Origin of the sequence: Collinsella sp. CLA-AP-H1 (assembly GCF_040092945.1) — a bacterium.
Lineage (GTDB): Bacteria > Actinomycetota > Coriobacteriia > Coriobacteriales > Coriobacteriaceae > Collinsella.
The window spans coordinates 1-26,951 of the sequence record NZ_JBBNKO010000017.1; the positions used below are offsets into that span (position 1 = coordinate 1).

The window sequence follows — 26,951 nt, forward strand, 5'->3', positions numbered from 1 at the left end:
CCAGAGCATGGGGGGCACGCCCGGTCCCGTTCCGAACCCGGAAGCTAAGCCCCATCGCGCCGAGAGTACTGCGGGGTCAGCCCGTGGGAGGCCAGGGCGCCGCTGACCGGTGGACGGCACCGAGCCGCCATCGAACTGAGAAGGGGGAGGCCTCGCGGCCTCCCCCTTTTTTGCGTTAACACTTCACAATGTAGTTGCATTTCACCCGTGACCCGGTTGGGCTTATGGGAAACGAGCCTTTATTTAAAGACAATAAATCGAATCACAAGGGCAACTGCTATGACCACAATGATCAATAGCAGTAATTGGAGTCGATGCTGCTTACGTCGTTTACTTGATGAGACGAAGATGGTTTTCCCTTGTTTTGGCGCCTCGAGATAACGAGCCGAATGCGTTAAGGTTTGCTTAGGTCGAGGACCTCTTTGCTGCCGAGTTTTGGGCGTTTTCGTTGGGTCGTCATTGATTGCGCTGTTTTTTGATAACGGTGCATCTTTCAGATATACGGGATCGCTCGATGCGACGCCCATGTGCTTACGTCCCGTTTGGGCATCCTCGAGCGTTTGATATCGATTTCTCGTCACATACTCGGGCTCTGGATCATTAATGGGCTCTTGCGAGATGTGGGGGCGATGGAACCGTGACGGCTGCGTGGAAATATCTTCCCCCTGCGTCGGCATAAACATATTGTTCTGGTTTTTGTCGTCCATGATGCCCTTTAGCTCGTTACCAACAACGTGTACGCGCTCATTGTAAGCCCCTTGTTATTTCTAGCTGTGGACATACTCGTTATTTGAGCTCTGGTTCAAAGAACCTTAACCTTCCTAAAACCTAAGTCATACGCACTTAGATATGCTTATAGTATTGGACTCAAAAAACTTTATAGTCGATGTATATATGAGTACTGGGTGGGCATATATAAGAGCGTCAAAAGAAGTCCCAGTCACCTAGAAGATGACTCGGCAGTCCTATAAAGGAGTGGTAAACATGGCAAGCATGGTTCCTTATCGTTCGGTTTTTGGCGTTCGTCCCTCTGCAAGCTCGCTGTTCGATCTGTTTGATGATATGAGCGACCTAGCGAACAACTCGATTGCCTCTAAGGCGTTCCCCGTTGACGTTGAGGATAAGGGCGATGGCTATGAGGTCAAGGCTTATCTGACCGGTGTTGCCAAGGACGATATCGATGTCGAGCTTAACGAGGGCCGTCTGTCCATTAGCGTGAATGTCGAGGAAGACGAGGAGAACGAGGGCAAGAACTTCCTGCAGAAGGAGTTCAGCTCGTACAGCGCGACGCGTGGCGTGTATCTTAAGGACGCTTCGAGCGAGGGCCTCTCGGCTAAGTACGCTGACGGCATCCTGACCGTTACGGTTCCCAAGATCGTCGAGAAGAAGAACGTTACGAAGATTTCCATCGACTAACTTCGTTGGTGTTCTGCGCTATTAAAAGACAGCAAAAGGGGCTGGGAAGCGATTCCCGGCCCCTTTTGCTGTCTAGGACAGTCTATTGAAAGGTTGCTGGCCGATACTGGCTTGCGGGGCGTATCGAGAGTTTTCGCGATCCTTGGAGAAGGGTGGCGGAGCTGCCGACCTCGTCATCCAGGGTTGCGGCTAGAGCTTTGGCATAGCTTTTGACGGTAAGGCTCGGACGATTGTTATCTTGGCTGATATGCATGGCAATGAGCTGTTCGGTGCGATCGGTAACAAGTTCGCGCGCGGCTTCGGCGGCTTGGCCATTGGAGAGGTGTCCCCTTGCAGACAGGATGCGCTCCTGAAGAAAGCGGGGATATTCTCCCTCGCGCAGCATGGTCACATCGTGGTTGCTTTCGAGCGCGAGGACTCGACAATCTTTGAGGGTGTTCATGGCTTGGCTCGATAGCTCTCCGGTGTCGGTGGCAAACCCAATGGAATCATCGAGAGCATTGAATCGATAGCCGACCGGATTGATGACATCGTGTGATGTTGAGTAGGTTTGCACGTGGATGCCGGCAATGGATAGGTCGTCGCCGGGATCGAATTCCTCGACAGGCAGATGCGAAAGATTTTCTTTGTTCGAAAGAGTGCCCCTGCTGGCAAAGAGGGGGCCGTGCCAGTGCTTGCACCAGACATCGAGGCCCTTGATGTGATCACTGTGCTCATGAGTAATGAGAAGAGCCGAGACGTTGTCTGCCGAGAGCCCCAGTTCTGCCATGCGCTTTAATGTCTCGCGGCGAGACAGTCCGTTATCGACCATAATGAGCCCCTGCGGGCCCTCGATGAGTGCGCAGTTGCCTTTAGAGCCACTGCCGAGGATATGAAGGTGCAGACGAGACATAAGATTCCAAAGGATACAATGGGTGCGGACGAATAGAGGAGGAAGCAAATGCCTACGGTATCTCAGCATTATGGACACCATGCCGTGCCTGGGGCAGTCGATGAGACCCGGACGAGGCAGCAGGCTGCTCCTGTCGTGCTCATGGTATCAGGCGGCGCGGACTCGACGGCACTGCTTCTTATGGCGTGCACATCAAAGCTGGATATCCAAGACGGACGCGGTGTTGCCCCCATTGCTCGCGAGCGCCTGCATGTGCTGCATGTAAACCATCATCTGCGCGGCAAGGCGTCCGATGGCGACGAGGCCTTTGTGCGTGAGCTCTGCGCGAAATATGGTTTACCGCTGTGCGTGGAGCACGCTTATTTTGATGGGGAGTCGGGCAATATTGAGGCCGCGGCCCGCGAGGTGCGCTATGCCGCGGCGCGGAGGTATGTTCGCGAGCTCTGCGCCCAGACGGGGGCACCGCGAACGGCGGCTCGTATCTGCACCGCGCACACGTCTTCGGATCGCGCGGAAACGTTTTTGATGAACGCGATTAAGGGTTCGGGGCCCGCTGGCCTATCGAGCATTCCTCGCCGGAGGAATATCGTGGTGCGTCCCTTGCTCGACCTAACTCATGGCGAGCTCGTGGGTTATCTACAGGTACATGGTCAGCCGTGGCGTGAAGACGAGAGCAATGAGGATATCTCGTATCTGCGAAACTACGTGCGCCATCGAGTAATGCCAGTGGTGGCGCAGCGCAACGCGAGCGTCTGCAAGACGATTGGCACCGCCTGCGAGATCTTAGGCGATGAGGACGCGTTTTTGTCTCAGCTTTCGGCACAGGCGTTTCGAAGCTGTTTGCGCAAAGAGGCAGCGGGTGCGCTGGTGCTCGATGCCAGGCGCCTGGCTGCGGCCGAGGTGGTAATCGCGCGGCGCATCGTGCGACTGGCGATCAAACGCATCGATCCGGACGCTCGTCCCGAGATGCGACATGTGGAGCGAGTCCTTTCCTGCGTTGCCGAGGGCACCGGCTCGGTCACGCTTCCGGCGGGGATTGACGCACGCATTGAGTTTGGCATGCTGGCGTTTAAGGCGCCGGCGGCTCGCGAGGGCCTGGTCGCGGACTGGGTTACCGTACCCGGTCGTTTGCCGTTGGGCGGGGGACGCATGCTGGTCACAGAACCGATGGCTGTTGAGCCGGGATGCGATATCGTGCGCCGCGCCCGTGAGCTTGCGGCTGCCGGGGAAGTGACAGCTTTGGTAGACGCGGCTGCCCTGGGTTTTGCCGACAGCGATAGTGAGCGGATCCTGGCGGGCTCGCGTGGCGAGATCCCTGCCGAGGCGCGATTGGCGCGCCTGTGGGTGGACGGTCCCGCGCCGGGAGACGTGATGTGCCCGTTAGGGATGAGTGGCCGAAGCAAGAAAGTATCCGATTTGCTAGGCGAGGCTCGCATTCCCGTTTCCGAGCGCGCCGGCGTGCCCATGGTGAGGACGGCGCCGGGGGGTGCCGTGGTGTGGGTCGCCGGAGTTCGCGCGGACGAGCGTTTTAAGTGCACGGCCGCAACGCGCGTGGCATATCTGCTCCGCGTGGTCGATGCGGAATAGCGTCCCACGCCTGCTATTCTGTGCGACGTTGACGGTATTCCCGCGCTGATGGCGCACGGGCTGGTAAATTTACCCCGTGCGCTGCTAGAATGTGTAGTTCGCGTCCATACGGCGGTGTGTGGGCGATAAGCACAAGAAAGGGTTGTCATGGCTTCTCAACATCCGGATATCGAGAAGGTTCTGTTCACGCAGGAGGATATCGACGGTATCGTCTCTCGCCTGGGCGAGGAGATTACGCGCGACTACGCGGGTAAGGATCTGGTGCTGATTGCGGTCCTGCGCGGCGCCGTGGTCTTTATGGGCGACCTGATGCGTAAGATCGAGCTGCCGACCAACATCGATTTCATGGCTGTTTCGAGCTACGGCGACGGTGTGAAGTCCTCGGGTATCGTGCGTATCATTAAGGACCTGGATATCGACATCCGCGGTCGCGACGTGCTGATCGTCGAGGACATTCTGGACTCGGGCCTGACGCTCAAGTATCTGATGAAGAACCTCGAGAGCCGCAAGCCCGCTTCTCTGGAGGTCGCCGCCTTCCTGTGGAAGGACGTTGAGGACCGCGTCTCGGCCATCACGCCCAAGTATGTTGGAACCCATTGCCCCGATGCCTTTGTGGTGGGCTACGGCCTCGACTATGCCGAGCGCTATCGCAACCTTCCGTATCTGGGCATTTTGAAACCGGAGGTTTATTCGTAAGATGCCCGACGACCGTAACGACAACAATTCCCAGACTCCCCGGGACCCAAAGATCCCGGGGATGCCCGGAGGCAAGAAGCCCACGCGTACGGGCTGGCTGTATTTTATTTTGGCTTGCGCGCTTCTGGGCTACGCCTTCTTTAACATGGGCTCCGGCTTTGCCAGCTCCAGCAATACCGTTAAGCTCGCGACGAGCGAGATGGTCAGCGCCATCAAGCAGGATCGCGTCGAAGATCTGACCTATACGGTTCAAGACGGAAGCGTGACGGGTCATTACTGGAAGACGAAGAAGGACAAGGGCGATACGAGCGAGCTCAAGAGCTTCTCCTCGACCTATGTCGGCTCCGATTCGCTTGCCGAGCTCATGGCGGAGCACCCCGATACCAAGTACATCGTCAACACCAACGATCCCGATTTTTGGGGCGACTTGGCGATGAGTGTGCTTCCGACGATCGCCCTTATCGCCATCATGTTCTACTTTATGCGCCAGATGATGGGTGCCAACAACAGGAACATGCAGTTTGGCAAGACCAACGCCAAGACCAACGAGGCCACGCGCCCCAAGGTCAAGTTTGAAGACGTTGCCGGCGTGGACGAGGCAGTCGAGGAGCTCGAGGAGATCCGTGACTTTTTGAGCGATCCGGATCGCTATCGCAAGCTGGGCGCCAAGATCCCGCGTGGCGTGTTGCTGGTTGGCCCTCCGGGCACCGGTAAAACGCTGCTGGCCAAGGCCGTTGCCGGCGAGGCGGGCGTGCCGTTCTTTAGCATCTCGGGCTCTGACTTTGTGGAGATGTTCGTGGGCGTCGGCGCCAGCCGCGTGCGCGACCTCTTTAAGGAGGCCAAGTCTCAGGCCCCGTCGATCATCTTCATCGATGAGATCGATGTCGTGGGACGTCAGCGCGGAGCTGGCTTGGGCGGCGGTCACGACGAGCGCGAGCAGACGCTCAACCAGCTGCTGGTCGAGATGGACGGTTTTGAGGAGAGCGAGTCAGTCATCCTGATCGCTGCGACCAACCGTCCCGACATCCTGGATCCGGCGTTGCTGCGTCCCGGTCGTTTTGACCGTCAGGTTACGGTCGACCGTCCGGATGTGAAGGGCCGCGAGCAGATCTTGCGCGTGCATGCCGAGAACAAGCCGATGGACGAGGACGTTAAGTTTGAGAAACTCGCCCAGATGACCGTTGGCTTTACTGGCGCCGATTTGGCGAACCTGCTCAACGAGTCTGCGCTGCTGGCTGCCCGCCGCCATCGTTCCGTGATCTCGATGGACGAGGTCGAGGAATCGATGGAGCGTGTGATTGCCGGACCGCAGCGCAAGGGTCGCGTGATGACCGAGGCCGAGCGCACCACGATTGCCTACCACGAGAGCGGTCACGCTTTGGTGGGCCACATCCTGGAGCACTCCGATCCGGTCCACAAGATCTCGATCGTCAGCCGCGGTCAGGCTCTGGGCTACACGCTGCAGCTTCCGCAGGAGGACCACTTCCTCAAGACCAAGAACGAGATGCTCGACGAGCTCGCCGTGTTCTTGGGCGGTCGCGTTGCCGAGGAGCTCATGTGCGATGACATTACGTCGGGCGCGAGCAACGATCTGGAGCGCGCAACCAAGATGGCGCGCGAGATGGTCACGCGCTTGGGCATGAGCGAGGAGCTGGGCACGCAAGTGTTTGGCGAGGCGCAACATCAGGTGTTCCTTGGTCGCGATTACGCCGATCACCAGGATTACTCCGAGGAGACGGCGCGCCGCATCGATATCGAGGTTCAGCGCATTATGCGTGAGGCCCATCGTCGTGCGGTCGAGATCCTGGACGCCCGTCGCGATCAGCTCGATCTGATGGCGAAGGTGCTGCTTGAGCGCGAGACCGTCGAAGGCGACGCCGTGAACGCCCTGCTCGACAACGAGTGGGATGCCTACCTTGAGCGCGAGGGTGATATCCTGGCGGCCAAGGAGGAGCGCAATGCCAAGGCGGCCGGCATGCCGACCAAGAAGCGCGCGCCTCGTATGAGCGAGGAGGAGCTGGCGGCTGATGCCGCGGCCTTTGCGCAGGCGGCCATGCAGGAGGATGCCGAAGCCGCATCCGATGGTGCTGACGATGACCATGCCGTCAATGCCGGTGCCGACACTGACGCCGACAAATAGTCCTTGTAACAAAAGCCTCCGCGGGGAAACTTGTGGAGGCTTTTTCTTTTGAGCGATATGGGGCCGTCTGTTGATTGGGGACAGACTTAAATGAGCGTTTTCACGCATTTAAGTCTGTCCCCAATTAACATTGCTGCGGCACTTTGCTCGGCTAAAGCGTACAATAGCGCCTATGCGAAAGGGGAACAGATGATCAACGAAACTATGTATGCTCGCGGCGCGGAAAGCTCCATCATCCGTGAGATTTTTAGCTATGGCCTTGAGCGCAAGGCGCAGATCGGTGCGGAAAACGTATTCGATTTTTCGCTGGGCAATCCGAGCGTTCCGGCGCCCGCTGCTGTGGCTGAGTCGATTAAGAAGGCCCTGGAGCTGCCGAGCGACCAGCTGCACGGCTACACGCCCGCACCGGGCCTGCCGCAATGTCGTGCCGCTGTGGCCGAATCGCTCAACCGCCGCTTTGGCACGAGCTATGAGGGCAAAGACGTATTTATGACGGTGGGTGCCGCGGCTTCGCTCACCTGCACGCTCAACGCCGTTACGAACCCGGGCGACGAGGTTATTGTTATCGCCCCGTACTTTCCGGAGTATCGCGTTTGGATTGAGAAGGCCGGCTGTACGTGTGTTGAGGCGCTCGCCGATGAAGATACGTTCCAGCTGAGCGTGGACAACGTGCTCAAGGCGATCAGCGATAAGACGGCGGCCGTCATCATTGACTCTCCCAACAATCCGACCGGTGCCGTATATACATGCGACACGCTGACGCGACTGGCCAATGTTCTGCGCGAGGCCAACGCTCAGCGCGATCCCGAGAATCCGATTATGCTCATCTCGGATGAGCCGTACCGCGAGATTGTGTACGGTGCCGAGGTGCCTTGGGTGCCCTCGATCTACGAGCACACCATCGTGTGCTACTCGTATTCCAAGTCGCTGTCGCTGCCGGGCGAGCGCGTGGGGTGGATCTTGGTTCCCAACACCAATCCGCAGGCTGCCCGTCTGATGCCGGCTGTTGCGGGTGCTGCCCGTACGCTAGGTTTTGTATGCGCACCGGCACTCTTCCAGCGCGTAATCATCGATTGCATCGATGAGCCGAGCGATGTCGAGGCCTATGCGCGCAACCGCACCGCGCTTACCGACGCACTAGCGGAGTACGGCTACACCTATGTTGAGCCGGATGGTGCATTCTACCTGTGGGTGAAGGCGCTGGAACCCGATGCGAATGCGTTTTGCGAGCGTGCAAAGAAGTATGAGTTGCTTGCGGTTCCCTCGGACAGCTTTGGTATGCCGGGTTGGTTCCGCCTGGGCTATTGCGTGAGTTACGAAACGATTATCAATTCGCTACCCGCTTGGAAACAGTTGGCGGACGAGTATCGTTAAAAGTAAAGCGCTCTGCCTACAATGTTTTACGTGAAACGGGGTTTGGTGTTAAGCCAGACCCCGTTGTCATGGACGTTGTGTCTTTGGGATGGAGTGGTTTTACGACTATCGAAGGCTATGCGTACAATGAATATAAGCGACGGCCGTGCCAGATAAGGAGACCTGATGCCCTACCTGCTTTCTTGTGACATTCATACCCATACGATATTCTCTGCGCATGCATATTCGACCATTGAGGAGAATGTGTACTGGGCGGCAGAGCGTGGCCTGCAGGTGCTCGGATCTGCCGACCATCTGAGCTCTATGGTTACGGCTTGCCCCAATGACCTGCGCAGTTACCAATTCTTTATCAACCAGGATATCTGGCCGCGCATTTGGAGCGGCGTGCTGGTGCTGCGTGGTGCCGAGGCCGATATCGTTTCGCTGGACGGAAGCCTGTTTGGCGAGGACACTCCTGTCACGCTCGATATTGCCGGTGATTCGTACAGCCGTCAGCATTCGCTGTTCGATTTGGTTACGCGAAATTTGGATTATTTGGTTGCGAGCGTGCATAATCCGCAGATTGCTGAAGGCGCGACGCTGGCCCAGACGACCGAGATGTATATCAATGCCCTGGAGTACCCCAAGGTGTTCATGCTGGGTCACACGGGGCGTTCGGGCGTGCCGTTCGATATCGACGAGGTGCTGTTGGCGGCTAAGGCCAAGCACAAGATTATCGAGATCAACAACCATAGTCTTGAACACGGTGTCGACACTGAGCATTGGGCCGTATGCCGCAAGATCGCCGAGCGCTGCGCCGAGCTGGGCGTGGGCATTGGCGTGTCAACCGATGCCCACATTGGCATGGCCATTGGCAAGCTCGATCACGCGCGCAAGATGCTCGACGAGATTCACTTCCCGCTAGATTTGATCGTGACGCGCGACCGCGAGACGCTGCTGCGCGAGATGGCGGCAGCCGGCGTGTGCGATCTGCGCAATGGGATGTAGCGGAGTTTATAAACCAAGCGAAGGGGGCGGCCCAGGCGGGTCGCCCCCTTTCTTGTCCCAAAAATCTACTGAGGTCGGTTAGCGGCGTTCGAGGACCGCTACGGTTTCGGTGTGGTCGGTGTGAGGGAACATGTCGACGGGCGTGATCTTGAGCAGGCAATAGCCTCCGTCGAGGAGCTGATGCAGGTCGCGCTCTTGAGTTACGGGGTTGCAGCTGATATAGGTGATGCGGCGCGGCTTAAGCGCGCAGGCAGCTTCGAGGAACTCGGGCGTGGAGCCGGCGCGCGGCGGATCGATGGAAAGGACATCGACCCGCTCGTTGTTATCGGCGGCATCCAGGATGTAATCGGTGGCGTCGTCGACCATAAACCAAGCGCTGCGGGTGAGGCCGTTGAGCTCGGCATTGCGGCGTGCGTCGGCAATGCCCGCCGGGTTGCGCTCCACGCCGAGCAGCATAATGCCGATATCCTTGTTCTGGGCATCTTTAGCTGCGCAAAGACCGATGGTACCGCTGCCACAGTAGGCATCCATGAGCACATCGCCCTGGTGCAAATCCATGCCGTCGATAGCGAGCTGATAGAGCAGCTCGGTCTGTTGCGGGTTGGTCTGATAAAACGCGGTGGGGGAGATGTCGAATTCGCAGCCGAGCAGCTGGTCGCGCATGCATTCGGCGCCATAGACGATACGAGTCTCCTCACCCAAGATGGCGTTACCGGGACGTCCATTGATATTTTGGGCAACGGTGACGATATGCGGATCGAGCGCCGCGACGGCCTCAAAGAGCTCCTGTGCATGCGGTAAGTCACGCTGGGCGGTCACGAGCGTAACCATGACCTGGTCGGTACGCCAACCGCAGCGGATGACGGCATAGCGGAGCAAACCAAGATGCTTGTCCTCGTTAAAGGCGGGAATATGCAACCGCTCAGCTTCGCGTGCGATGCCGTTGAGAATCTGACGAGCGCCCGACGCCTCGACGGGGCATTCGGGTACGGCAACGATCTTGTGTGTGCCGCGCTCAAAGAAACCGCAACGGACAGCGCCCTCCTTACCGGGAGCAAAGGGAGTGGCAGCCTTATGACGAAAGCCACGCGGCGCAGGATATTTACCCGGGTCGCCAAGGGTGACGCCCATACCGCGAATAGGATCGACAGCAATGCTCTCGCGCTCACAAAGCTCGGCAAACAGCTCCTCCATAGCAGCCTGCTTAGCCGCCAACTGCTTCTTATAAGGACGATTGAGCGCCGTGCACCCACCGCAAGATTTCATGATCGAACAGGGAGACTTGGGGTCCACGGCCTTACGCGCAGACGAAACTCGATCTTTATGCGAGCGCTTGGAGCGAGTCTGAGATGCCTTATCCTCGTTCCGACGAGAGCCGGGACGCTTGGCCTTAGCCTTGCCCTTGGCCGACTTACCCTTCGCGTCCTGAGACGACTTGGATTTCTTAGAAGATTTTATCTCCTCTGACCCCTCAGCCGCCTCGATCAAAGCACGACGAGCCTTACGCTCCGCACGAGATTCTGCCATGAATTAACCCCACTAATTTACAAATTGAAATCTGAAAGCATTGTACCGTGCCAAGTTAGCAGACGATATGCAAGCGCCCATTTCATGTCAGCGATAAGTCCAACGATGTTTGCCCGGCGTGGGCGGGGAGCGGCGCGTAATTAAGTTTATCGCGAGTTCCGCACGCAAAGGAAAGCACTTAATGTGCTTTCCGTCTTGCGCAGGACTGTAGAGCAGGAAACTTAATTACGCGCCGCTCCCCGCCCACGCCGGGCAACCTCTCCCTTGTACTTTATCAAGGTAGAGTGTATGATTCTGGACGTTACACGACTCACTTTACTTAACTAAAGTGCCATCAAGGGGGAATACCATGAACACCGATATGTCTCGTCGTCAGTTTGTTGGTCTAGCCGGCTCGCTCGCCACGGTTCTAGGCCTTGGCCTGGTTGGTTGTGGCGGCGGTGCCGATAAGGGCTCTGCTGCCGGTTCTGCCGCAGCCAAGGATGTGAAGGGCGCTGCGGAGTCCAAGAAGCTCGTGGTGGGCTTTGATAAGTCCTATCCTCCGTACGGCTTTGTGGGCGACGACGGCGAGTACACTGGTTTTGACCTCGATCTGGCCAAGGCTGTCGCTGATAAGCAGGGCTGGGAGGTCAAATACGAGGCCATCGACTGGGACGCCAAGGATACGCTGCTTAACTCGGGCGCCATCAACTGCATCTGGAACGGCTTTACCATGGAGGGCCGTGAGGATGACTATACGTTCTCCGAGCCGTACATGCTCAACGAGCAGGTGCTGGTGGTAAAGAAGGATGCGGGCATCAAGAGCTGGGACGATCTTGCTGGCAAGACCGTGATCACTCAGACCGATTCCGCTGCGCAGGATGTGCTCGAGGGTGACCAGAAGGATCTGGCGGCGACGTTTGCCACGCTCGACACGATCGGCGAGTACAACACGGCCTTTATGCAGCTCGAGAGCGGCGCGGTCGATGCCGTGGCTTGCGACCTTTCGATTGCCCAGTATCAGCTTGCCGCCAAGCCCGATGCTTATACGCAGCTTGATGAGCCGCTGTCCAGCGAGCACTACGCCGTCGGCTTTAAGAAGGGCGACACCAAGTCGGCCGACGCCGTGACCGAGTCGCTCAAGGCACTCTACGAGGACGGCACGGTCAAGGACCTGTGCGACAAGTATGCGGATTACGGTCTTTCCTTCGACAACTGGGTTCTGAAATAGCGGCTTTCCCAGGCACCCGATGTTGCCGTTCAAACCGTCGCTTGCGTACATTTAGTACGCGGCGCTCCTCTTTCACGGCAAACTCGAGCACCTGGAAAACCCGCTTTAGCATTGGGTTTGCTGTTCTGTTGTCGCGAAAGAGAGCTTAGGTTGTCTATCCAAGTCATGATGCAGATGCTCGGCCAGGGATTCTTGGTCAGTTTGCAGTTGTTTGTGCTGACACTGCTGGGATCGATTCCGCTGGGAATCCCCGTGGCGTTTATGCGCATGAGCAAAATCGCGCCGCTTCGCTGGATTGCGCGCATCTATATCTCGGTCATGCGTGGCACGCCGCTCATGCTGCAGATGTTTGCCATCTACTTTGCCCCGTACTACGTGTTTGGCATTTCGCTCACGCCCGATTCCAAGTGGACGGCGTGCGTCGTAGCGTTCATCATCAACTACGCCGGTTACTTTGCCGAGATCTATCGCTCGGGCCTGCAGTCCATTCCGCGCGGTCAATACGAGGCAGCCGAGGTACTGGGCTATTCGCGCATGCAGACGTTTCTGTATATCGTGATGCCGCAGGTTGCCAAGCGCATTTTGCCGGCGATGGGCAACGAGATCATCACGCTGGTCAAGGATACGTCGCTGGCGTTTGCCATCGGCGTGGGGGAGATGTTCTCGACGGCCAAGGCGCTGGTCGCCTCGCAAGTGAGCATGGTGCCGTTTGCGATTGCGGCGTTGATCTACTGGGTCTTTAACTTTGTGGTCGAGATGCTGCTGGGCGCCGCCGAGAAAAAATTGGATTACTACCATGATTAATTCGGTAATGAATATAGCGAACGCGCGCAAGGCGTTTGGCGGCAATGAGGTGCTCAGGGATATCTCGCTCGAGGTCAAGCGTGGCGAGGTCGTGGCGATTATCGGGCCTTCGGGTGGCGGCAAGTCCACGCTGCTGCGGTGTGCCACGCTACTCGAGACACTCGACGGTGGCTCGCTCTCGTTTGGTGACCTTGCCGTTGCGACGGATGCGGGTTCGGGCGCGGTCTATGCGAAGGGCGATGTGCCCAAACAGGCGCGCTCGCGATTCGGCCTGGTGTTCCAAAATTACAACCTGTTCCCGCACTATACCGTGATGAAAAACATCATCGACGCGCCGATTCGCGTGCTTAAGCGCCCGCGCGAGCAGGCGGAAGCTCGTGCGCATGAATTGATTGCTCAGATGGGGCTTGTGGGCAACGAGAACAAGGTGCCGTGTGAGCTTTCGGGCGGCCAGCAGCAGCGCGTGAGTATCGCCCGCGCCTTGGCGCTCGACCCGGAGATCCTGTTCTTTGACGAGCCGACCTCGGCGCTCGATCCCGAGCTAACGGCCGAGGTGCTGCGTGTCATTAAAGACCTTGCCGCGCAGAATATGACGATGGTGATCGTGACCCACGCGATGCAGTTTGCGCGCGATGTTGCCGATCGCGTGGTCTTTATGGACGGAGGCCGCATTGTCGAGGAGGGTCCGGCCGAGCAGGTTATCAATCACCCGCGTGAGCAACGTACCCGTGAGTTCTTGAGCCGTATCGAGGGGTAGGCTCAGGTATTTATTCAACTATTAATTGAGGCGAAGCCGCCGCAGGTCTTACGGTCTGTGGCGGCTTTTTGTTTGCATCGACTGGGTTCAATAATCGCCTCACACGCTTGTCTCTTCCTCTCGCCGCCTGTATTCATACGTGCGCCGAAAGGTATGCATGGACAGCCGCCCGTGAGGGTAGGGTGGTGGCATAGGACATTTGGAGGGTGAGTCGGCTCGGCTGCCGACCATGCTGCTCCCGGGATGGCACCGACCGCGAACTCTCCCCGTTGGCGTCGCGCATTGCGCGCGGCCCTGCAAGGAGGTCATCATGGGTGCTCCCAAGACCGGTAACGTAAGGAACGTGGTGCTCGTAGGCCAAGGCGGGGTGGGCAAGACTTCACTCGCCGAGGCCATGCTCCACCTTTCCGGCAAGACCGCCCGCCTGGGCGGCCACGACGGCACCAAGCCCACGCTCGACTATGACCCCGAAGAGGTCAAGCGTGCATTTTCCATCTCGACGACCATCGCGCCGATCGACTGGAAGGGCGCGCGCATCAATGTGCTCGATGCCCCGTGCTACCCCGATTTTATCGGCGACGCCTTTGCCGCGATGAGCGTCTGCGAGACGGCTCTGTTTGTGGTCGACGCCGAGGCCGGCCCGCAGCCTACGACGGTTAAGCTCTGGTATGCCGCCGAGGACCTGCGCCTGGCGCGTGCGGTGTTCGTAAACCGCCTGTCGCGCTCCGAGGCCAGCTTTGCGACCACGATGGATCTGCTGCAAGAGCGCTTTGGCACGCGCCTGGGCGCCGTGACCCTTCCCTGGGGCGAGGGCGAGGACTTTGACGGCATCATCGACCTGGTGCGCATGAAGGCGCGCCATTGCAACGGCACCGAAGCCGTTGAGTCGGAGATTCCCGAGGAGTATCGTGCCCAGGCCGAGGAAGCCCATGACCATCTGTGCGAGCTGGTGGCCGAGGCTGACGACGAACTGATGATGAAGTACTTGGAAGGCGAGGAGACGCTGACGCAGGAGGAGCTTGAAGGCCTGCTGTCGAAGGCGATTGCCGAGCGCATCTTTGTGCCGGTCTTTGCGGGCGATTGCATTAAGGAGCAGGGCGTCAACTCGCTGATGGACGACATTGCCACATACTTCCCGGCGCCGACGGACTACGGCGAGATGCCGCTCATCGACGGCGATTCGCTCAAGATTTCGAGCGACGATGATCGTCCGGTGGCGTTTGTGTTTAAGACGTTGGCCGATCCGCAGCAGGGTCGCATCAGCTTTATCAAGGTGCTGACGGGTACGCTTGAGCCGGGCCTTGAGCTGGTCAACGCGCGCACGCGCAAGGGCGACCGTCTGGCTCACCTGTATGTGATGTGCGGCCGCGATATGACTGAGGTTGGCCATGCCTATGCCGGCGACATCATCGTGGCGCCCAAGCTGGCTGCCGAGACGGGTGACACGCTCTCGATTACCGGCAAGGTCGAGGCTGCGGCGTTTAAGTTCCCCAACTCGCAGTACCGCATTGCCATCGAGGCCGAGAATCGCGGGGACGAAGAGAAGCTCTACACGTTTATCGAGAAGGCATGCAAGGCCGATCCGACCATGAGCATCGATCGTGACGAGGAGACGGGCCAGACTATCATCTCCGCCGTGGGTGAGGCGCAGGTTTCGGTGCTGCTCAACCGTTTGGAGGATCGCACCAAGGTCGTGGCCAAGAGCGTGCCGATCCGCATTCCGTATCGCGAGACCATCCGCCGCACGGCGAGCGCCCAGGGTCGCCACAAGAAGCAGACCGGTGGCGCCGGTCAGTACGGCGACTGCTGGCTGCGCGTGGAGCCGCTTATTGGGCCCGACGGCACGAGCGACGGCTACGAGTTTGTGGATGAGGTCGTGGGCGGCCGCATTCCGCGCTCGCTGATCCCCGCCGTGGACAAGGGCGTCCAGGAGACTATGAAGGACGGTATTATTGCCGGCTACCCGCTTACGGGCATTCGCGTGGCTGTGTACGACGGTTCGTATCACAGCGTCGACTCCAACGAGATGGCGTTTCGCGCGGCGGCTCGCATCGGCCTGCGCAAGGCATGCGCCGATGCCGATCCGGTGGTGCTGGAGCCCATCGAGGAAATCACGGTGACTATCCCCGAGAGCTACGCCGGCGCCGTGATGGGCGACATCTCGGCATCGCGCGGTCGCGTGACGGGCATGGAGACCGATGAGCGCGGTGACACCGTGGTTATCGCGCAGGCGCCTCTCGCCGAGCTGACGGATTACTCGACGCGTCTGCGCTCTATCACGCGCGGCACGGGTGACTTTACCATGAAGCCCGCTGGCTACGAGCAGGTGCCTTATGACGTTCAGGCCAAGCTGGTCGAGCGCTATGAGGAGGGTCGCGCCAAGTAGCGTGCGATTTTGTCTGCAATGTAGGTGCTGACGAAAAGGCCACCCTGGGTAACCGGGGCGGCCTTATTTGATTCCTTGGGGACGGAGAAAAACGGATCATTTTAGGCTTTGGGGCAGCTTGGTCGGTCCTAGTCTCCCGAGGCCTGGTTGCGGCCGGTAGCGTAGTCGATCTGCACGTGCGGCTGCAGGTTGTAGCAGTACACGTGGAAGCAGAGGGTCTTGCCGTGGTCCTCGACCGATTGCGCCTCAAGGCGCACGCCGCGGCAGACAAGCTCCTCTTCGTTATACATGGGCGTAACGCGATAGAGCACGTGGTTGCCCGTATCGCGAATATAGTTGAGAATCTGCTCTTCAAACGGTAGCATGCCCGTCTCGTTGAGATAACGCGTGCCGGTGAGGAGATTTTTGCGGTTGGCGTTTTCGCCGCAGAGCGACCAGGCGATAAGGTGGCAGCGATTGTAGAGGCTCTGGCCCGGAATAAAGTCGTAGCGCTGCTGGTGCCAACCGGCAGGATGGATACGCGAGATATCGCCGCGCTCGCCTTGACCGAGTGATTCGGGGCCCACGCAGGCGAGCGCTTTGCGGGTGCGGCCCAGGCTGTCAAGCTTGGAGAACTTCTTAAAGCAACCCTCTCCTGTAGCGCGCTCGTATTCATCGAGCGTGAATGATGGTGTGCCGAGCGGGTGCGTGCTGTCGGCGCGCAGGGCAACGTAGGGGTTGCCGGCGTAGTCGGGAATGCTGCTGAGATAAACACCGCGGGCGCGGTTGAGGTCGGGGTTTTCGACCTCGTCGATGGGGGTGGTGGAGCTGTCCTCGGAAGCGGCATCACCGGTGTCGGGTGCGGCGGATTCGGAGCCATCGCCGGAGTCCTGGCTGTTTTGAGAGTCCGAGGAGATCGCTGTCCCCGATTCGAGTCGGGCAACCAGATCTGCCTCGTTGTCGGTGCGGCTGGGACTCTCGTTTTGCTTCTCGGCCAGAGCTACCGCCTGTTCATCGCTTTGCGGCGACAGCAGCTTGGGAGCTCCGTCGAGCGATCCCGTAAACAGCGCAAACCCCAGCACCACGGCGGTGCCGATGGAAAGGACTTGCTTGTAGGCGGACTTGCGCGACATTGAGGCTCCTGGATGGACGGTTGGGAATCTACCAGTCTAGCAGGAGCCGGCAGGGGCCGTTCTATCGAACAAATACTTAAGATTTGGGACAAACACTACTGATTAATTTGTCCCGCGGTCTAGATCGAGGTGGAGTCGAGCCAGTTGAGCTTGCACTCGAGAATGCGCTGCTCGCCGGGTTCGCTGCTGCCGTCAAGTAGGGCGAGTAGCATCTCGGCTGCTTCGCGACCTTCCTGGTCGACGGGCTCGATGATGGTGGAGACAGTCGGCGTGGTGAGATTAGTCCAGTCTTCGCAGTTGAGTCCCAAAAGGCCGATTTGCTGCGGAAGCAGATGGGCCATGGGCTGAAGCGCCTTGTAGACGCGGGGGAGCGCCCATTGGTTTTGGACAAAGATGAGCGTACGCTTGGCGGGATTGAACTTGAATTTAAAGTATTCGGTGAGCTCGTTGATTGACGGCTTGTTGTGATCGATGGGAATCGCTTTGTAGAGTTGTCCGTTCGCTGCCAGTGCCTCGGCATACCCCTGAAAACGCTCCATGCGGGTGCGCATCTCGGTCATGTTGGCGGCAATGGAAAAGAAGTCTTCGTAGCCGGCGTCGAGGAGTGCCTGTGTGGCGTTGTACACGCCGTCGTAAAGGTTGGTTTTGATCCAGCTGGTACCTGGGCTATAGATGGCCGCATCGAAAAAGACGACCGGCTTGCCGGCGCGTCTAATGCGGTCGTGCACGGCTTTGAAGTTTGCCGTGGGCTGGATGATAAAGCCATCGACGCCCAGCGAGAGCATCTTGTCGACGTACATGAGCTCGGTCTCGGGGTTAAAGTTGCTCGTGCAAACGACCGTCTGGTAGCCCGCGGGGAGCATGACCTGCTCCATGCCATTGAGAACGAGCCCCGCCCATTTGTTGGTGTTATCCAAAATGATGATGGCGATGACGTGGGTTTGTTTGCCGGTGAGCGTTTGCGCCTGGGCATTGGGAACGTATCCGAGTTCCTTAATTACGCGCGCGATTTTGTTCTGCGTCTTCTCGCTAAGCTTTTCTCGTTTGTCGTTGAGGTAATACGAGACGCTTGCCGTCGAGGTTCCCGCCTCTCGAGCGACGTCTGCGATCGTAACGCGCTGTTTTGCCACAGCGACTCCTTCCGACAGATGAGCATTTTCCAACATGATGACTTTGAGTCTTGGTGGGGGATACGCTTCGGTGAGCGACCTTTTCCTTTCATATGAGTATGCAACAAATGCGGTATACGGGTGGGGTCGAAATTTGTGACCGGCATGCGCATCTGCCGTCTACCGAGAAAATCAAATACTTCTTGACTTTTGAAATCGAGGGTAAAATAGCAGGATTCATTTTTGGTTAAACGCATAACTAAATCGCATAACCAACGCTCTGACCTGCGCGTTTACCGAAATAAGCTGGCATTAAGAAAAACGAGCACCTATATTGGTCTTGTCGAAAAGACAGCAAGTCCAAACGGCAGGGGATGCTCCGGAGGCCTCCGCAAACGGTGTCTTGCGCACGCAACTCTATGAAAAGAGGGAAGCAATGAAGATCGTAGGCGTTGCCGCCTGTACCGTGGGTATCGCCCACACGTATATGGCCCAGAAGGCGATTCAGGATGAATGCGCCGCCCGTGGCATCGAGTGCAAGGTCGAGGCTCAGGGTGGCCTGGGTATCGAGAATGAGCTCACGCAGGAAGACGTGGACTCCGCCGACCTGGTCTTGGAGTCCGTCGACGTGGGTGTCGAGAACGAGGACCGTTTTGAGCAGAAGATGGCCGAGGGCAAGTTCCTCAAGGTCGGTACTTCCGATGTGATCGCCGATCCGGTCAAGATCATCGACCAGGCTGTTGAGATTATCAAGGCGACGGGTGGCGCCGTTGACGCGCCCAAGGCCGAGGCCAAGGCAGAGAAGAAGGCCGTCTCCGCTGCCCCGCAGGCCCCGACACCGGCGTCCAAGCAGTCTATCTTTGCCGATCCTGGCAAGACGCTGCTCAATGCATTCAATACAGGCGTTTCCTATTTTATCCCCATTGTCGTTATCGGTGGCGTGTTCCTCGCCTTCTCGTTGGCATCCGGTACCGCCGGCGCCAACGGCATGGAGGTTACGAATCCGCTGATGGTGAGCCTTAACACCATCGGCATGGCCGGCATCTCCATGATGATCCCGGTGCTTGCGGCTTACATCTCCTACTCGATGGCCGGCAAGCCCGCGCTCGCCCCCGGTTTTGTCCTGGGCTACCTGGTCAACAACGCAGTCGTTACCCCTAACGGCAACAGCGTTTCGACCGGCTTCTTGGGCGCCATGATCATGGCAGTTATCTGCGGCTACTTTGTCCGCTGGATGAAGACCTGGAAGGTCAACAACACCATCCAGACCATCATGCCCATCCTGATTATCCCGATTCTGACCTCGCTTGTCCTGGGCATGGCCTATATCTACATCCTGGCCACGCCGCTTGGCTTTGTGATGGACTGGCTCACCGGCGTGCTCGGCAGCCTGCAGGGCGGTTCCGCAGTTGTCCTGGGTCTGGTCATTGGCGTTATGACCGCCTTCGATATGGGTGGTCCCATCAACAAGACCGCCTCGACCTTCACCATGGCCATCATGGCCTCCGGCATCTACGGTCCTAATGGTATGTTCCGCGTCGCCGTTGCCGTTCCCCCGATTGCCTGTGGCCTCGCTGCGCTCATCGCCAAGAACAAGTTTGATGACGCTGACCGTCAGATGGGCATCTCCGCGCTGTTCATGGGCTGCATCGGTATTACCGAGGGCGCTATCCCCTTCGCGGTCAAGGACCTCGGTCACACCCTTCCCGGCATTTGCATCGGCTCTGCCGTGGGCGCGGCGCTTGCCGCCTTCCAGGGTATCGACTGCTACGTCCCGCACGGTGGCTTTATCGTCGCCCTTGCCACCAACAACGTCGCGCTGTTCTGCCTGGACATCGTGATTGGCTCCGTGGTCGCCGCTGCAATCCTGATTGCCATGAAGCCCACGCTCGACAAGCAGGCCAAGTAAACCTTTAAGGACTCCGCACAACCGCCCCTACACAACAAAATCCATCCGTACTGATAGGGCCCACATCTGGGTCCCAGGGAACTTTTGTCAAAAATCCTCTGGAGAAGGAGAACAAAATGTCCAACCTCACCATCCGCCAGGCCGTTCAGGGCATGCTCAAGCTGCAGGATAGCGGCGATCACGCAACCATGGTCGGCATTGGCCCCATGAGCCCCAACCTGATTCAGGCCGTGTTCGAGCTTGCCAAGGACGAGGATTTCCCGCCCATGTTTATCGCCAGCCGCAACCAGGTCGATATGGACGAGATGGGCGCCGGCTACGTCAACGGTTGGGATCAGACGCGCTTTGCCGCCGACATCAAGAAGGTTGCCGACGAGGTGGGTTACACCGGCCCGTACTACCTGTGCCGCGATCACGGCGGTCCGTGGCAGCGCGACGAGGAGCGTAACGCCCACCTGCCCGAGGACGAGGCCATGGAGCTCGCCCGCAAGTCCTTCGTCGCCGACATGGAGGCAGGCTTTGACCTGCTGATGGTCGACCCCACCAAGGACCCCTACCAGATCGGCAAGGTTATTCCGCTCGACGTGGTGCTTCGCCGCACGATCGATCTTATCGACTACCTTGAGCAGTACCGTCACGAGCATAACCTGCCCGAGGTCGCCTATGAGGTCGGTACCGAGGAGACCAATGGCGGCTTGACCTCTACCGATAAGTACGAGGAGTTCATTTCTCAGCTGCAGCCCGAGCTCGAGAAGCGCGGCTGCCCCATGCCCACCTTTATCGTCGGTCAGACCGGCACGCTTACCCGTTGGACCGAGCAGGTCGGCCATTACAACTTTAAGAACGCACGCGAGCTCGCCGATATGGCAAAGCGCTACGGCGTGGGCCTGAAGGAGCACAACGCCGACTATCTGGATGACGCAACGCTGCTCGAGCACATCCCGGCTCACGTGACGGCCTCCAATGTCGCCCCTCAGTACGGCACCGAGGAGACCCGCGCTTACCTCAAGCTCTGCGCTACCGAGCAGATTCTGGTCGACAACGGCCTGTGCGACGATCCCTCCGACCTGTATCACACGCTGCTGGTCAAGGCTATCAAGACCGAGCGTTGGCGCAAGTGGATGACCGGCGACGACGTTAACCTGCAGGTTGACGACATTCTGGCCGACGACGAGCTCAGCCTGAAGATTCTGGATGTCTCCGGCCACTACGCCTTTAACGATCCCGAGGTCAAGGAGCAGGTCGAGAAGCTCTATCGCAACCTCGCTGCCCAGGACATCGACGGCAAGCGCTTTGTGATTGAGCACATCAAGCGCCCGATCAAGCAGTACGTCGTCGGTCTTAACCTCAAGGGCGTCACGAGCCGTATCGAGAAGGCTCTCGAGGACTAGGTAGTTTTTCCTACGCGACGCCGGGCCTGGGGCATGTCCCAGCCGCAGGCCCGGCACATAGGACAAAGGGACGCCCTCTTTGTCCTATTTTTTGAGTTTTGGATTCCTCCGAAGGAGTTTGCACCATGAAGTTCTTTATCGATACCGCCAACCTTGACGAGATCGCCGAGGCTAAGAGCTGGGGCTGCCTTGCCGGCGTCACCACCAACCCGTCCCTGTACGCCAAGACCGGCGGCAAGCTGGCCGACTTTGAGCCTCACATGCTCAAGATCGCCGAGCTTTGCGAGGGCCTGCCCGTGTCCGCCGAGTCCACCGCGACCACTGCCGAGGGCATGATCGAGGAGGGCAAGCGCCTTGCCGCCCTCGCCCCCAACATTGTGGTCAAGCTCCCCGTTTGCGAGGCCGGCCTCGCCGCCTGTCGCGCGCTGGCCGATGCAGGCGTGCGCGTCAACATGACGCTCGTCTTCTCGCCGACGCAGGCCCTTATGGCCGCCAACGCCGGCGCTCGCTACATCAGCCCGTTTGTGGGACGCTTCGACGACATCGCCGAGGACGGTATTTCGCAGCTCGACAACGTTGTGACCTGTGTCAAGAACTATGACTGGACCGGCAAGAACGTCGACGACACCGTCGAGATTATCACCGCTTCGGTCCGCACGCCCAACCACGTGACCCAGGCGGCTCTTCTTGGCGCCGACATCGCGACCGTGCCCATGGCCGCTCTCAAGAAGTGCCTGCATCATCCGCTGACCGACCAGGGCCTCGCCTCTTTTGAGGCTGACTGGCAGAAGGTCGTCGCTCAGGCTTAACGAGTGGATTGCCCCGGCATCGTGTCATCCGGTGCCGGGGTTGTTCTCAAGAGAGGAATTCGTATGACCAACCAGGAGCTGGCGAAGGTCGCCAATGAGGTCAGGAAGGGTGTCGTGACTGCGGTTCACGCGGCCAAGTCGGGACACCCGGGTGGATCGCTCGGTGCTGCCGACATCATGACGTATCTGTACTTTGAGGAAATGAATATCGATCCTGCCGACCCTCACAAGGCCGATCGCGATCGCTTTGTGCTCTCCAAGGGTCACGCGGCGCCGGGCCTGTATTCGGTGTTGGCAAATCGCGACTATTTTCCCGCCGAAGAGCTCGAGACGCTCCGTCATATTGGCAGCCGACTGCAGGGCCATCCCAACATGAACGACACCCCGGGCATCGATATGTCCACCGGATCGCTCGGTCAGGGCATCTCTGCTGCAGTTGGAATGGCGCTTGCCGCTAAGCACTGGGGCGACGGCTACCGTGTCTACACGTTGCTGGGCGACGGTGAGTGCGAGGAGGGCCAGGTGTGGGAGGCAGCCATGTTCGCCGGCAACCACGACCTGGATAACCTCGTCGCTATCGTCGATCACAATGGCCTGCAAATTGACGGCAGTATCGACGAAGTTAACTCGGCTATGCCGCTTGCCGACAAGTTCCGCGCCTTTAAGTGGCATGTGATCGAGCTCGCCGACGGTAACGACATGGCGCAGATTGCCGCCGCCTTTGCCGAAGCTCGCAAAGTGAGCGACTCGCCCGTGGCCATTATCGCCGAGACGGTGAAGGGCAAGGGCGTCTCCTTTATGGAAAACCAGGTGGGCTGGCACGGCAAGGCACCCAACGATGAACAGTTTGAGCAGGCCATGGCCGAGCTCGCAGCAGCAGGGGAGGAGCTCTAATGGCAGACGTCAAGAAAGTCGCCACGCGCGTTAGCTATGGCGAGGCGCTTGTCGAGCTGGGCAATGAGCGCGACGACTTTGTGGTCCTCGATGCCGACCTGGCCGCCGCCACGCAGACCGGCAAGTTTAAGGCTGCGCACCCTGAGCGCTTCTACGATGCCGGCATTGCCGAGAGCAACTTGATGGGGCTTGCCGCCGGCATTGCGACCACGGGTCACGTCGCCTTTGCGAGCACCTTTGCCATGTTCGCTGCCGGCCGCGCGTACGAGCAAGTGCGTAATTCCATCGGCTATCCGCACCTCAACGTCAAAATCGGCGCCACGCATGCGGGTATCTCGGTCGGTGAAGACGGTGCCACGCATCAGTGCTGCGAGGACATTGCGCTCATGCGCACGATCCCGGGTATGACGGTAATCGTTCCCGCCGATGACATCGAGGCTCGTGCCTGTGTGCGCGCCGCCTATGAGTTTGAGGGGCCGGTCTACATGCGTTTCGGCCGCCTGGCAACACCGGTCATCAACGACCGCGAGGACTATGAGTTCAAGATTGGTCGCGGCGTGGTTGTGCGCGAGGGGTCCGATGTGACCATCATCGCTTGTGGCCTCATGGTCGCCGAGGCGCTTGAGGCTGCCGAGGCGCTCGCCGCCGATGGTATTGACGCCGAGGTCATCAACATGCACACGATCAAGCCGCTCGATGAGCGCCTGGTGGTTGCCAGCGCCAAGAAGACCGGTCGTGTGGTCACTGCCGAGGAGCATTCGATTATCGGTGGTCTTGGCGAGGCCGTGGCCTCGGTGCTCGCGGAGCAGCATCCGGTGCCGATGCGACGCGTCGGCGTGCGCGATGTGTATGGCGAGTCCGGCCCTGCGGTCGATTTGCTGCACAAGTACGGTTTGGACGCCGACGGCATCGAAGCTGCGGTCAGGTCTGTGTTGTAAGGAAGGTTTCCATGGGATTTGTATCTGCCAACCAAGTGACGATCGGGTATACCGCCGCCTCGCGTGAGGACGCCCTGCATTATTTGTCCGAGCAGGCCGTCGAGCTCGGCTTTGCCGATGACGCGTCTGCCGTAGAGGCTGCCTTTATTGCTCGCGAGAACGAGGCCGAGACCGGCCTTGTCGCCGGTTTTGCCGTTCCGCATGCCAAAAGCGACGCAATCCACACGCCGGGCGTTGCCGTGCTTAAACTGGCCGAGCCCGTTGAATGGCCGAGTTTTGATGGGGTGCCCGTTGATGTTGCGCTCGCGCTGTACGTGCCCGCCGGCGAGGCTGGAACCACGCACCTGCGCTTGCTCTCCAAGGCTGCCGTGATGCTGATGGATGCCGGCTTCCGTGACAAGGTGCGCGCGAGCACCGATCCCGTTGAGATTGCGGAGCTCATCAATAGTGGACTCGAAGACTAGAACGGTCATCCCGTTCAATCAAACGATCCTTCTCCAAGGAAAAGGGCCGCGGCGCCATATAGGTGTCGCGGCCCTGTTTGCGTTTCTCCAGATAAAACCTGCCAAAATAAACCTGTCCCTTTTTGGCAGGTTAATCGGGGACTATTTCACCGCAACTTAGGGCACGGTTAGGAAGTGTGCACCTTAAAGAGTGGAGCCCATGATTAGAGAGGTCGCGCTCGTCTCTCTAAATGTCTCTCTAAAGAGAAGGTTGGTTAGAGAGATAGCATTAGGCAATCTAGCAGCGAATTCGATACATCTCTCTTAATGTCTCTCTAAAACAAGGCGCTTATCTCTCTAAAGTTAGAGAGATAAATCTATTGTTTTAGAGAGACGGAATGCCAAAATTCGTCCGTCAGCTACCATCTGCCAAAAATGGCGGATAAAGGGCTCATCGAAGTAATGGGTTCGTCGACGAGCCGCAACTGCCGCTATCGGAAGAAGTGGATGCAGCCGAGTCGCCCCTCTTGTGTCTCTCGAAGTTTGATGGGTGCTAGAGGGGCGACTGCCTCGCGATATTTTCCCAAGATAAAATCTGCCAAAACAAACCTGTCCCTTATTGGCAGGTTAGTTAACGCAGTGCAGGTTGAGCATATGCGAGCGAGCGGGCTCCGGGTGCGGTAAGGTGACGTGAAACAAGCGGGCGCTGACCTTTTGGTCGCGCCCGTGAAGTTGAACGTCAGATTGCCGTGCCCGGGGCCTGCGCAGCGCCGAGCGGTTACGCCGTTTGTAAAACGGCGTAGCCTAAAGATTCATGGCACCGTGAATGTAGGGGGTGACCTCGGGGGAGATATGGTCGCCGCCCAGCTCGCGCAGCGCGGACTCGATAACGGCGGGCAGCGGGGTCTTGCCCTTGTCGTCGATGGCGGCACCGCCGAGGGCGGCAATCTTGGCAACATCTGCGGGTGCGGCCTCGATATGCATGCAGCCGCCGATCAAGCGCGCGCGTACCTGTGCCAGATCAAGATCGTGCAGGTAATCCTCGCAGGCGCGGATTAAATCGACCTTCTCGCGCGTAAGCTCCTCGCCCGTGGGAACGCGCGTGGCAAGACATGCTCCCGCCGGCAGGTTCCAAACGGGATAGCCCCATGCGCGCAGCAGCTCGCGCTCTTCGTCCTTGGTAAAGCCGACCTCCATGAGAGGGGAGCGTACGCCGAGCTCTTTTGCCGCGCGCATACCAGGACGGTAGTCGCCGCGATCGCTTGCATTGCTGCCATCGATGACGGTGGGAAAGCCGAGCGACTTGGCGTGGTTGACGATGGCGGTAAAGCCGGCGTGCTTGCAATGGTAGCAGCGATTGGCATCGTTACAGGCTACCTGGGGGAGCTGCAGCTGATCGACCGAAAGATTGAGCACGGGGAGCTTAAAATGCGCCCCTTCATCAGCTTGCCCATCAACGGACTGCTCAAACGAAGTCTGTTCGGGCGTGCCGATGAGCGGCGTGGTGAGATGGACGAGGAGGGTATTGGTAGGCATGATGCGGGCGCAGACCGCGGCCAAAAAGCTGCTGTCGACACCACCGGAAAAGCCGATGGCGACGCGTCCGTATGCCAAAAGCAGCTGCTCGAGTGCTGCGAGTTTGTCCTGAAGCTCCTCTGCGGGTGCGGCGGTGTCTGAAAGCATGAAAGTTCCTTACAGTTATTAAAGCTCGGATGAAACTATAATCCCACCGAGCTGCTTGTCATAAGACTTCCAGCTATGTAACGAAAGTGCAATATGCTATATACGTTATATACAAGTTTGTAAGTGCGGTAGAGTGGTAGTAACACAATCCGGCGAGGGGGACCGATATGATCAAGGCTGTTATTTTTGACATGGATGGAACGCTGGTCGATACCGAGCGTTTGGGGATTAGGGCCTGGAAGGCAGGCGCCGCTGAGCTGGGGCTCGCGATTGATGATGCGCTGATCCATCAGTTTATCGGTCGCACGCTACCCGATGTCATGGACATTCTCGATAAGCATTACGGCAGCCACGAGACCGCCGAGGCGATCTATGTCCGCCACAAGGAGATTCGCGACGAGATGGTCAAGACCGATCTGGAGCTTAAGGCCGGCGCTGCCGAGTGCATAGGCGAGCTGTTGGCTGCGGGCTATCACGTAGGCCTTGCAACGTCATCGCGCCATGTTACGGCCGAGCGCAACCTTAAAGCATTCGGCCTCTTTGACAAGTTTGAAACGGTGACCTGCGGCGAGGACGTCGTGCATGGCAAGCCCGATCCCGAGATGTATCTGCTTGCCTGCGAGCGCGCGGGTTTTGCCCCCGAGGAATGTGCCGTGGTCGAGGATTCGCGCAACGGCTGCGTCTCGGGCATTACGGCCGGCTGCCATGTCTTTGCCGTTCCCGATATCGTGCCGCTGCCGCAAGACGTGGTGGATGGCTGCGAGGCCGTGCTCGATACGTTGTTCGACCTGGCGGCGGCGGTCAAGGCCGCGCGCTAGACAATTGCGGCGTTGAAACGAGCAATTGCCCACGTTTGCGCCTAAGCAAAAGGGGCCCGGCAATGGTCG

The 26,951-nt window shown here is 58.7% G+C and carries 23 protein-coding genes and 1 rRNA gene; 18 read left to right on the forward strand and 6 right to left on the reverse strand.

The window, feature by feature from the left end; all coding sequences use genetic code 11:
- Nucleotides 1-108: ribosomal RNA gene (gene rrf, locus AAAV44_RS08580) — 5S ribosomal RNA — on the forward strand; the annotation flags it as partial.
- Between the two features lie 131 nt (nt 109-239).
- Here rrf and AAAV44_RS08585 read toward each other — a convergent pair.
- Nucleotides 240-707 (reverse strand): hypothetical protein, encoded by a 468-nt coding sequence (locus AAAV44_RS08585; protein WP_349115340.1) that lies wholly within the window; start codon nt 705-707, stop codon nt 240-242.
- Nucleotides 708-984: 277 nt separating this feature from the next.
- Here AAAV44_RS08585 and AAAV44_RS08590 point away from each other — a divergent pair, with 277 nt between their 5' ends.
- A complete protein-coding gene (locus AAAV44_RS08590; RefSeq protein ID WP_156063448.1) occupies nt 985-1,416 on the forward strand; it encodes an Hsp20 family protein in 432 nt (143 codons plus the stop codon).
- A gap of 82 nt (nt 1,417-1,498) precedes the next feature.
- On the opposite strand, the gene AAAV44_RS08595 is transcribed toward AAAV44_RS08590, so the two are convergent.
- Nucleotides 1,499-2,308 (reverse strand): MBL fold metallo-hydrolase, encoded by an 810-nt coding sequence (locus AAAV44_RS08595; RefSeq protein ID WP_349115341.1) that lies wholly within the window; start codon nt 2,306-2,308, stop codon nt 1,499-1,501.
- Nucleotides 2,309-2,356: 48 nt separating this feature from the next.
- Between AAAV44_RS08595 and tilS the strand changes: the two genes are divergently transcribed.
- The 5 genes from tilS to AAAV44_RS08620 all read left to right on the forward strand — a co-directional run bounded on the left by tilS (nt 2,357) and on the right by AAAV44_RS08620 (nt 9,092).
- Entirely contained in the window at nt 2,357-3,895 is a 1,539-nt protein-coding gene (gene tilS, locus AAAV44_RS08600) for a tRNA lysidine(34) synthetase TilS (protein ID WP_349115342.1), read from the forward strand.
- A gap of 147 nt (nt 3,896-4,042) precedes the next feature.
- Nucleotides 4,043-4,591 carry a hypoxanthine phosphoribosyltransferase gene (gene hpt / locus AAAV44_RS08605; protein WP_022093938.1) on the forward strand — a complete coding sequence of 183 codons (549 nt, stop codon included), beginning with the start codon at nt 4,043-4,045 and terminating at the stop codon, nt 4,589-4,591.
- 61 nt (nt 4,592-4,652) lie between these two features.
- Nucleotides 4,653-6,731 carry an ATP-dependent zinc metalloprotease FtsH gene (gene ftsH, locus AAAV44_RS08610; RefSeq protein WP_349115343.1) on the forward strand — a complete coding sequence of 693 codons (2,079 nt, stop codon included), beginning with the start codon at nt 4,653-4,655 and terminating at the stop codon, nt 6,729-6,731.
- A 189-nt stretch (nt 6,732-6,920) separates the two neighbouring features.
- On the forward strand, nt 6,921-8,105 hold the full coding sequence (locus AAAV44_RS08615) for a pyridoxal phosphate-dependent aminotransferase (RefSeq protein WP_196025543.1): 1,185 nt from the start codon (nt 6,921-6,923) through the stop codon (nt 8,103-8,105).
- A 165-nt stretch (nt 8,106-8,270) separates the two neighbouring features.
- On the forward strand, nt 8,271-9,092 hold the full coding sequence (locus AAAV44_RS08620) for a phosphatase (RefSeq protein WP_195920144.1): 822 nt from the start codon (nt 8,271-8,273) through the stop codon (nt 9,090-9,092).
- A gap of 78 nt (nt 9,093-9,170) precedes the next feature.
- Here the strand turns inward: AAAV44_RS08620 and rlmD are convergent, their stop codons facing one another.
- A complete protein-coding gene (gene rlmD / locus AAAV44_RS08625) occupies nt 9,171-10,619 on the reverse strand; it encodes a 23S rRNA (uracil(1939)-C(5))-methyltransferase RlmD (protein WP_349115344.1) in 1,449 nt (482 codons plus the stop codon).
- Nucleotides 10,620-10,968: 349 nt separating this feature from the next.
- Here rlmD and AAAV44_RS08630 point away from each other — a divergent pair, with 349 nt between their 5' ends.
- The 4 genes from AAAV44_RS08630 to AAAV44_RS08645 all read left to right on the forward strand — a co-directional run bounded on the left by AAAV44_RS08630 (nt 10,969) and on the right by AAAV44_RS08645 (nt 15,776).
- Nucleotides 10,969-11,829 (forward strand): transporter substrate-binding domain-containing protein, encoded by an 861-nt coding sequence (locus tag AAAV44_RS08630; RefSeq protein WP_349115345.1) that lies wholly within the window; start codon nt 10,969-10,971, stop codon nt 11,827-11,829.
- A 165-nt stretch (nt 11,830-11,994) separates the two neighbouring features.
- Nucleotides 11,995-12,633 carry an amino acid ABC transporter permease gene (locus AAAV44_RS08635; protein ID WP_035138726.1) on the forward strand — a complete coding sequence of 213 codons (639 nt, stop codon included), beginning with the start codon at nt 11,995-11,997 and terminating at the stop codon, nt 12,631-12,633.
- Complete coding sequence (locus AAAV44_RS08640; protein ID WP_349115346.1) at nt 12,626-13,390, forward strand: amino acid ABC transporter ATP-binding protein; 765 nt, start codon at nt 12,626-12,628, stop codon at nt 13,388-13,390. Before AAAV44_RS08635 ends, AAAV44_RS08640 begins: the two co-directional genes overlap by 8 nt.
- 310 nt (nt 13,391-13,700) lie before the next feature.
- Entirely contained in the window at nt 13,701-15,776 is a 2,076-nt protein-coding gene (locus AAAV44_RS08645; protein WP_022093945.1) for an elongation factor G, read from the forward strand.
- A 128-nt stretch (nt 15,777-15,904) separates the two neighbouring features.
- Here AAAV44_RS08645 and AAAV44_RS08650 read toward each other — a convergent pair whose 3' ends face one another.
- Complete coding sequence (locus tag AAAV44_RS08650) at nt 15,905-16,888, reverse strand: DNA/RNA non-specific endonuclease (protein WP_349115347.1); 984 nt, start codon at nt 16,886-16,888, stop codon at nt 15,905-15,907.
- 119 nt (nt 16,889-17,007) lie between these two features.
- Complete coding sequence (locus tag AAAV44_RS08655) at nt 17,008-18,018, reverse strand: LacI family DNA-binding transcriptional regulator (RefSeq protein ID WP_040359542.1); 1,011 nt, start codon at nt 18,016-18,018, stop codon at nt 17,008-17,010.
- A gap of 415 nt (nt 18,019-18,433) precedes the next feature.
- Here AAAV44_RS08655 and AAAV44_RS08660 point away from each other — a divergent pair, with 415 nt between their 5' ends.
- From AAAV44_RS08660 to AAAV44_RS08685, 6 genes are all read left to right on the forward strand, one after another.
- Nucleotides 18,434-19,906: a fructose-specific PTS transporter subunit EIIC gene (locus tag AAAV44_RS08660; RefSeq protein WP_070097143.1), complete on the forward strand. Its 1,473-nt coding sequence runs from the start codon at nt 18,434-18,436 to the stop codon at nt 19,904-19,906.
- A 116-nt stretch (nt 19,907-20,022) separates the two neighbouring features.
- On the forward strand, nt 20,023-21,297 hold the full coding sequence (locus tag AAAV44_RS08665) for a class II D-tagatose-bisphosphate aldolase, non-catalytic subunit (protein ID WP_349115348.1): 1,275 nt from the start codon (nt 20,023-20,025) through the stop codon (nt 21,295-21,297).
- Between the two features lie 125 nt (nt 21,298-21,422).
- Nucleotides 21,423-22,106 (forward strand): fructose-6-phosphate aldolase, encoded by a 684-nt coding sequence (gene fsa, locus AAAV44_RS08670; RefSeq protein ID WP_349115349.1) that lies wholly within the window; start codon nt 21,423-21,425, stop codon nt 22,104-22,106.
- A gap of 63 nt (nt 22,107-22,169) precedes the next feature.
- A complete protein-coding gene (locus AAAV44_RS08675) occupies nt 22,170-23,000 on the forward strand; it encodes a transketolase (RefSeq protein ID WP_349115350.1) in 831 nt (276 codons plus the stop codon).
- A complete protein-coding gene (locus AAAV44_RS08680) occupies nt 23,000-23,938 on the forward strand; it encodes a transketolase family protein (RefSeq protein WP_161162226.1) in 939 nt (312 codons plus the stop codon). Before AAAV44_RS08675 ends, AAAV44_RS08680 begins: the two co-directional genes overlap by 1 nt.
- A gap of 11 nt (nt 23,939-23,949) precedes the next feature.
- A complete protein-coding gene (locus AAAV44_RS08685) occupies nt 23,950-24,402 on the forward strand; it encodes a PTS sugar transporter subunit IIA (RefSeq protein ID WP_349115351.1) in 453 nt (150 codons plus the stop codon).
- Nucleotides 24,403-25,185: 783 nt separating this feature from the next.
- On the opposite strand, the gene AAAV44_RS08690 is transcribed toward AAAV44_RS08685, so the two are convergent.
- The gene (locus AAAV44_RS08690; RefSeq protein WP_349115352.1) at nt 25,186-26,064 is read right to left on the reverse strand and encodes an ATP-dependent sacrificial sulfur transferase LarE; all 879 of its coding nucleotides are present in this window, start codon (nt 26,062-26,064) and stop codon (nt 25,186-25,188) included.
- 167 nt (nt 26,065-26,231) lie between these two features.
- On the opposite strand from AAAV44_RS08690, the gene AAAV44_RS08695 reads away from it, so the two are divergent.
- Nucleotides 26,232-26,882: an HAD family phosphatase gene (locus tag AAAV44_RS08695; RefSeq protein ID WP_349115353.1), complete on the forward strand. Its 651-nt coding sequence runs from the start codon at nt 26,232-26,234 to the stop codon at nt 26,880-26,882.
- The last annotated feature ends 69 nt before the right edge of the window (nt 26,883-26,951 follow it).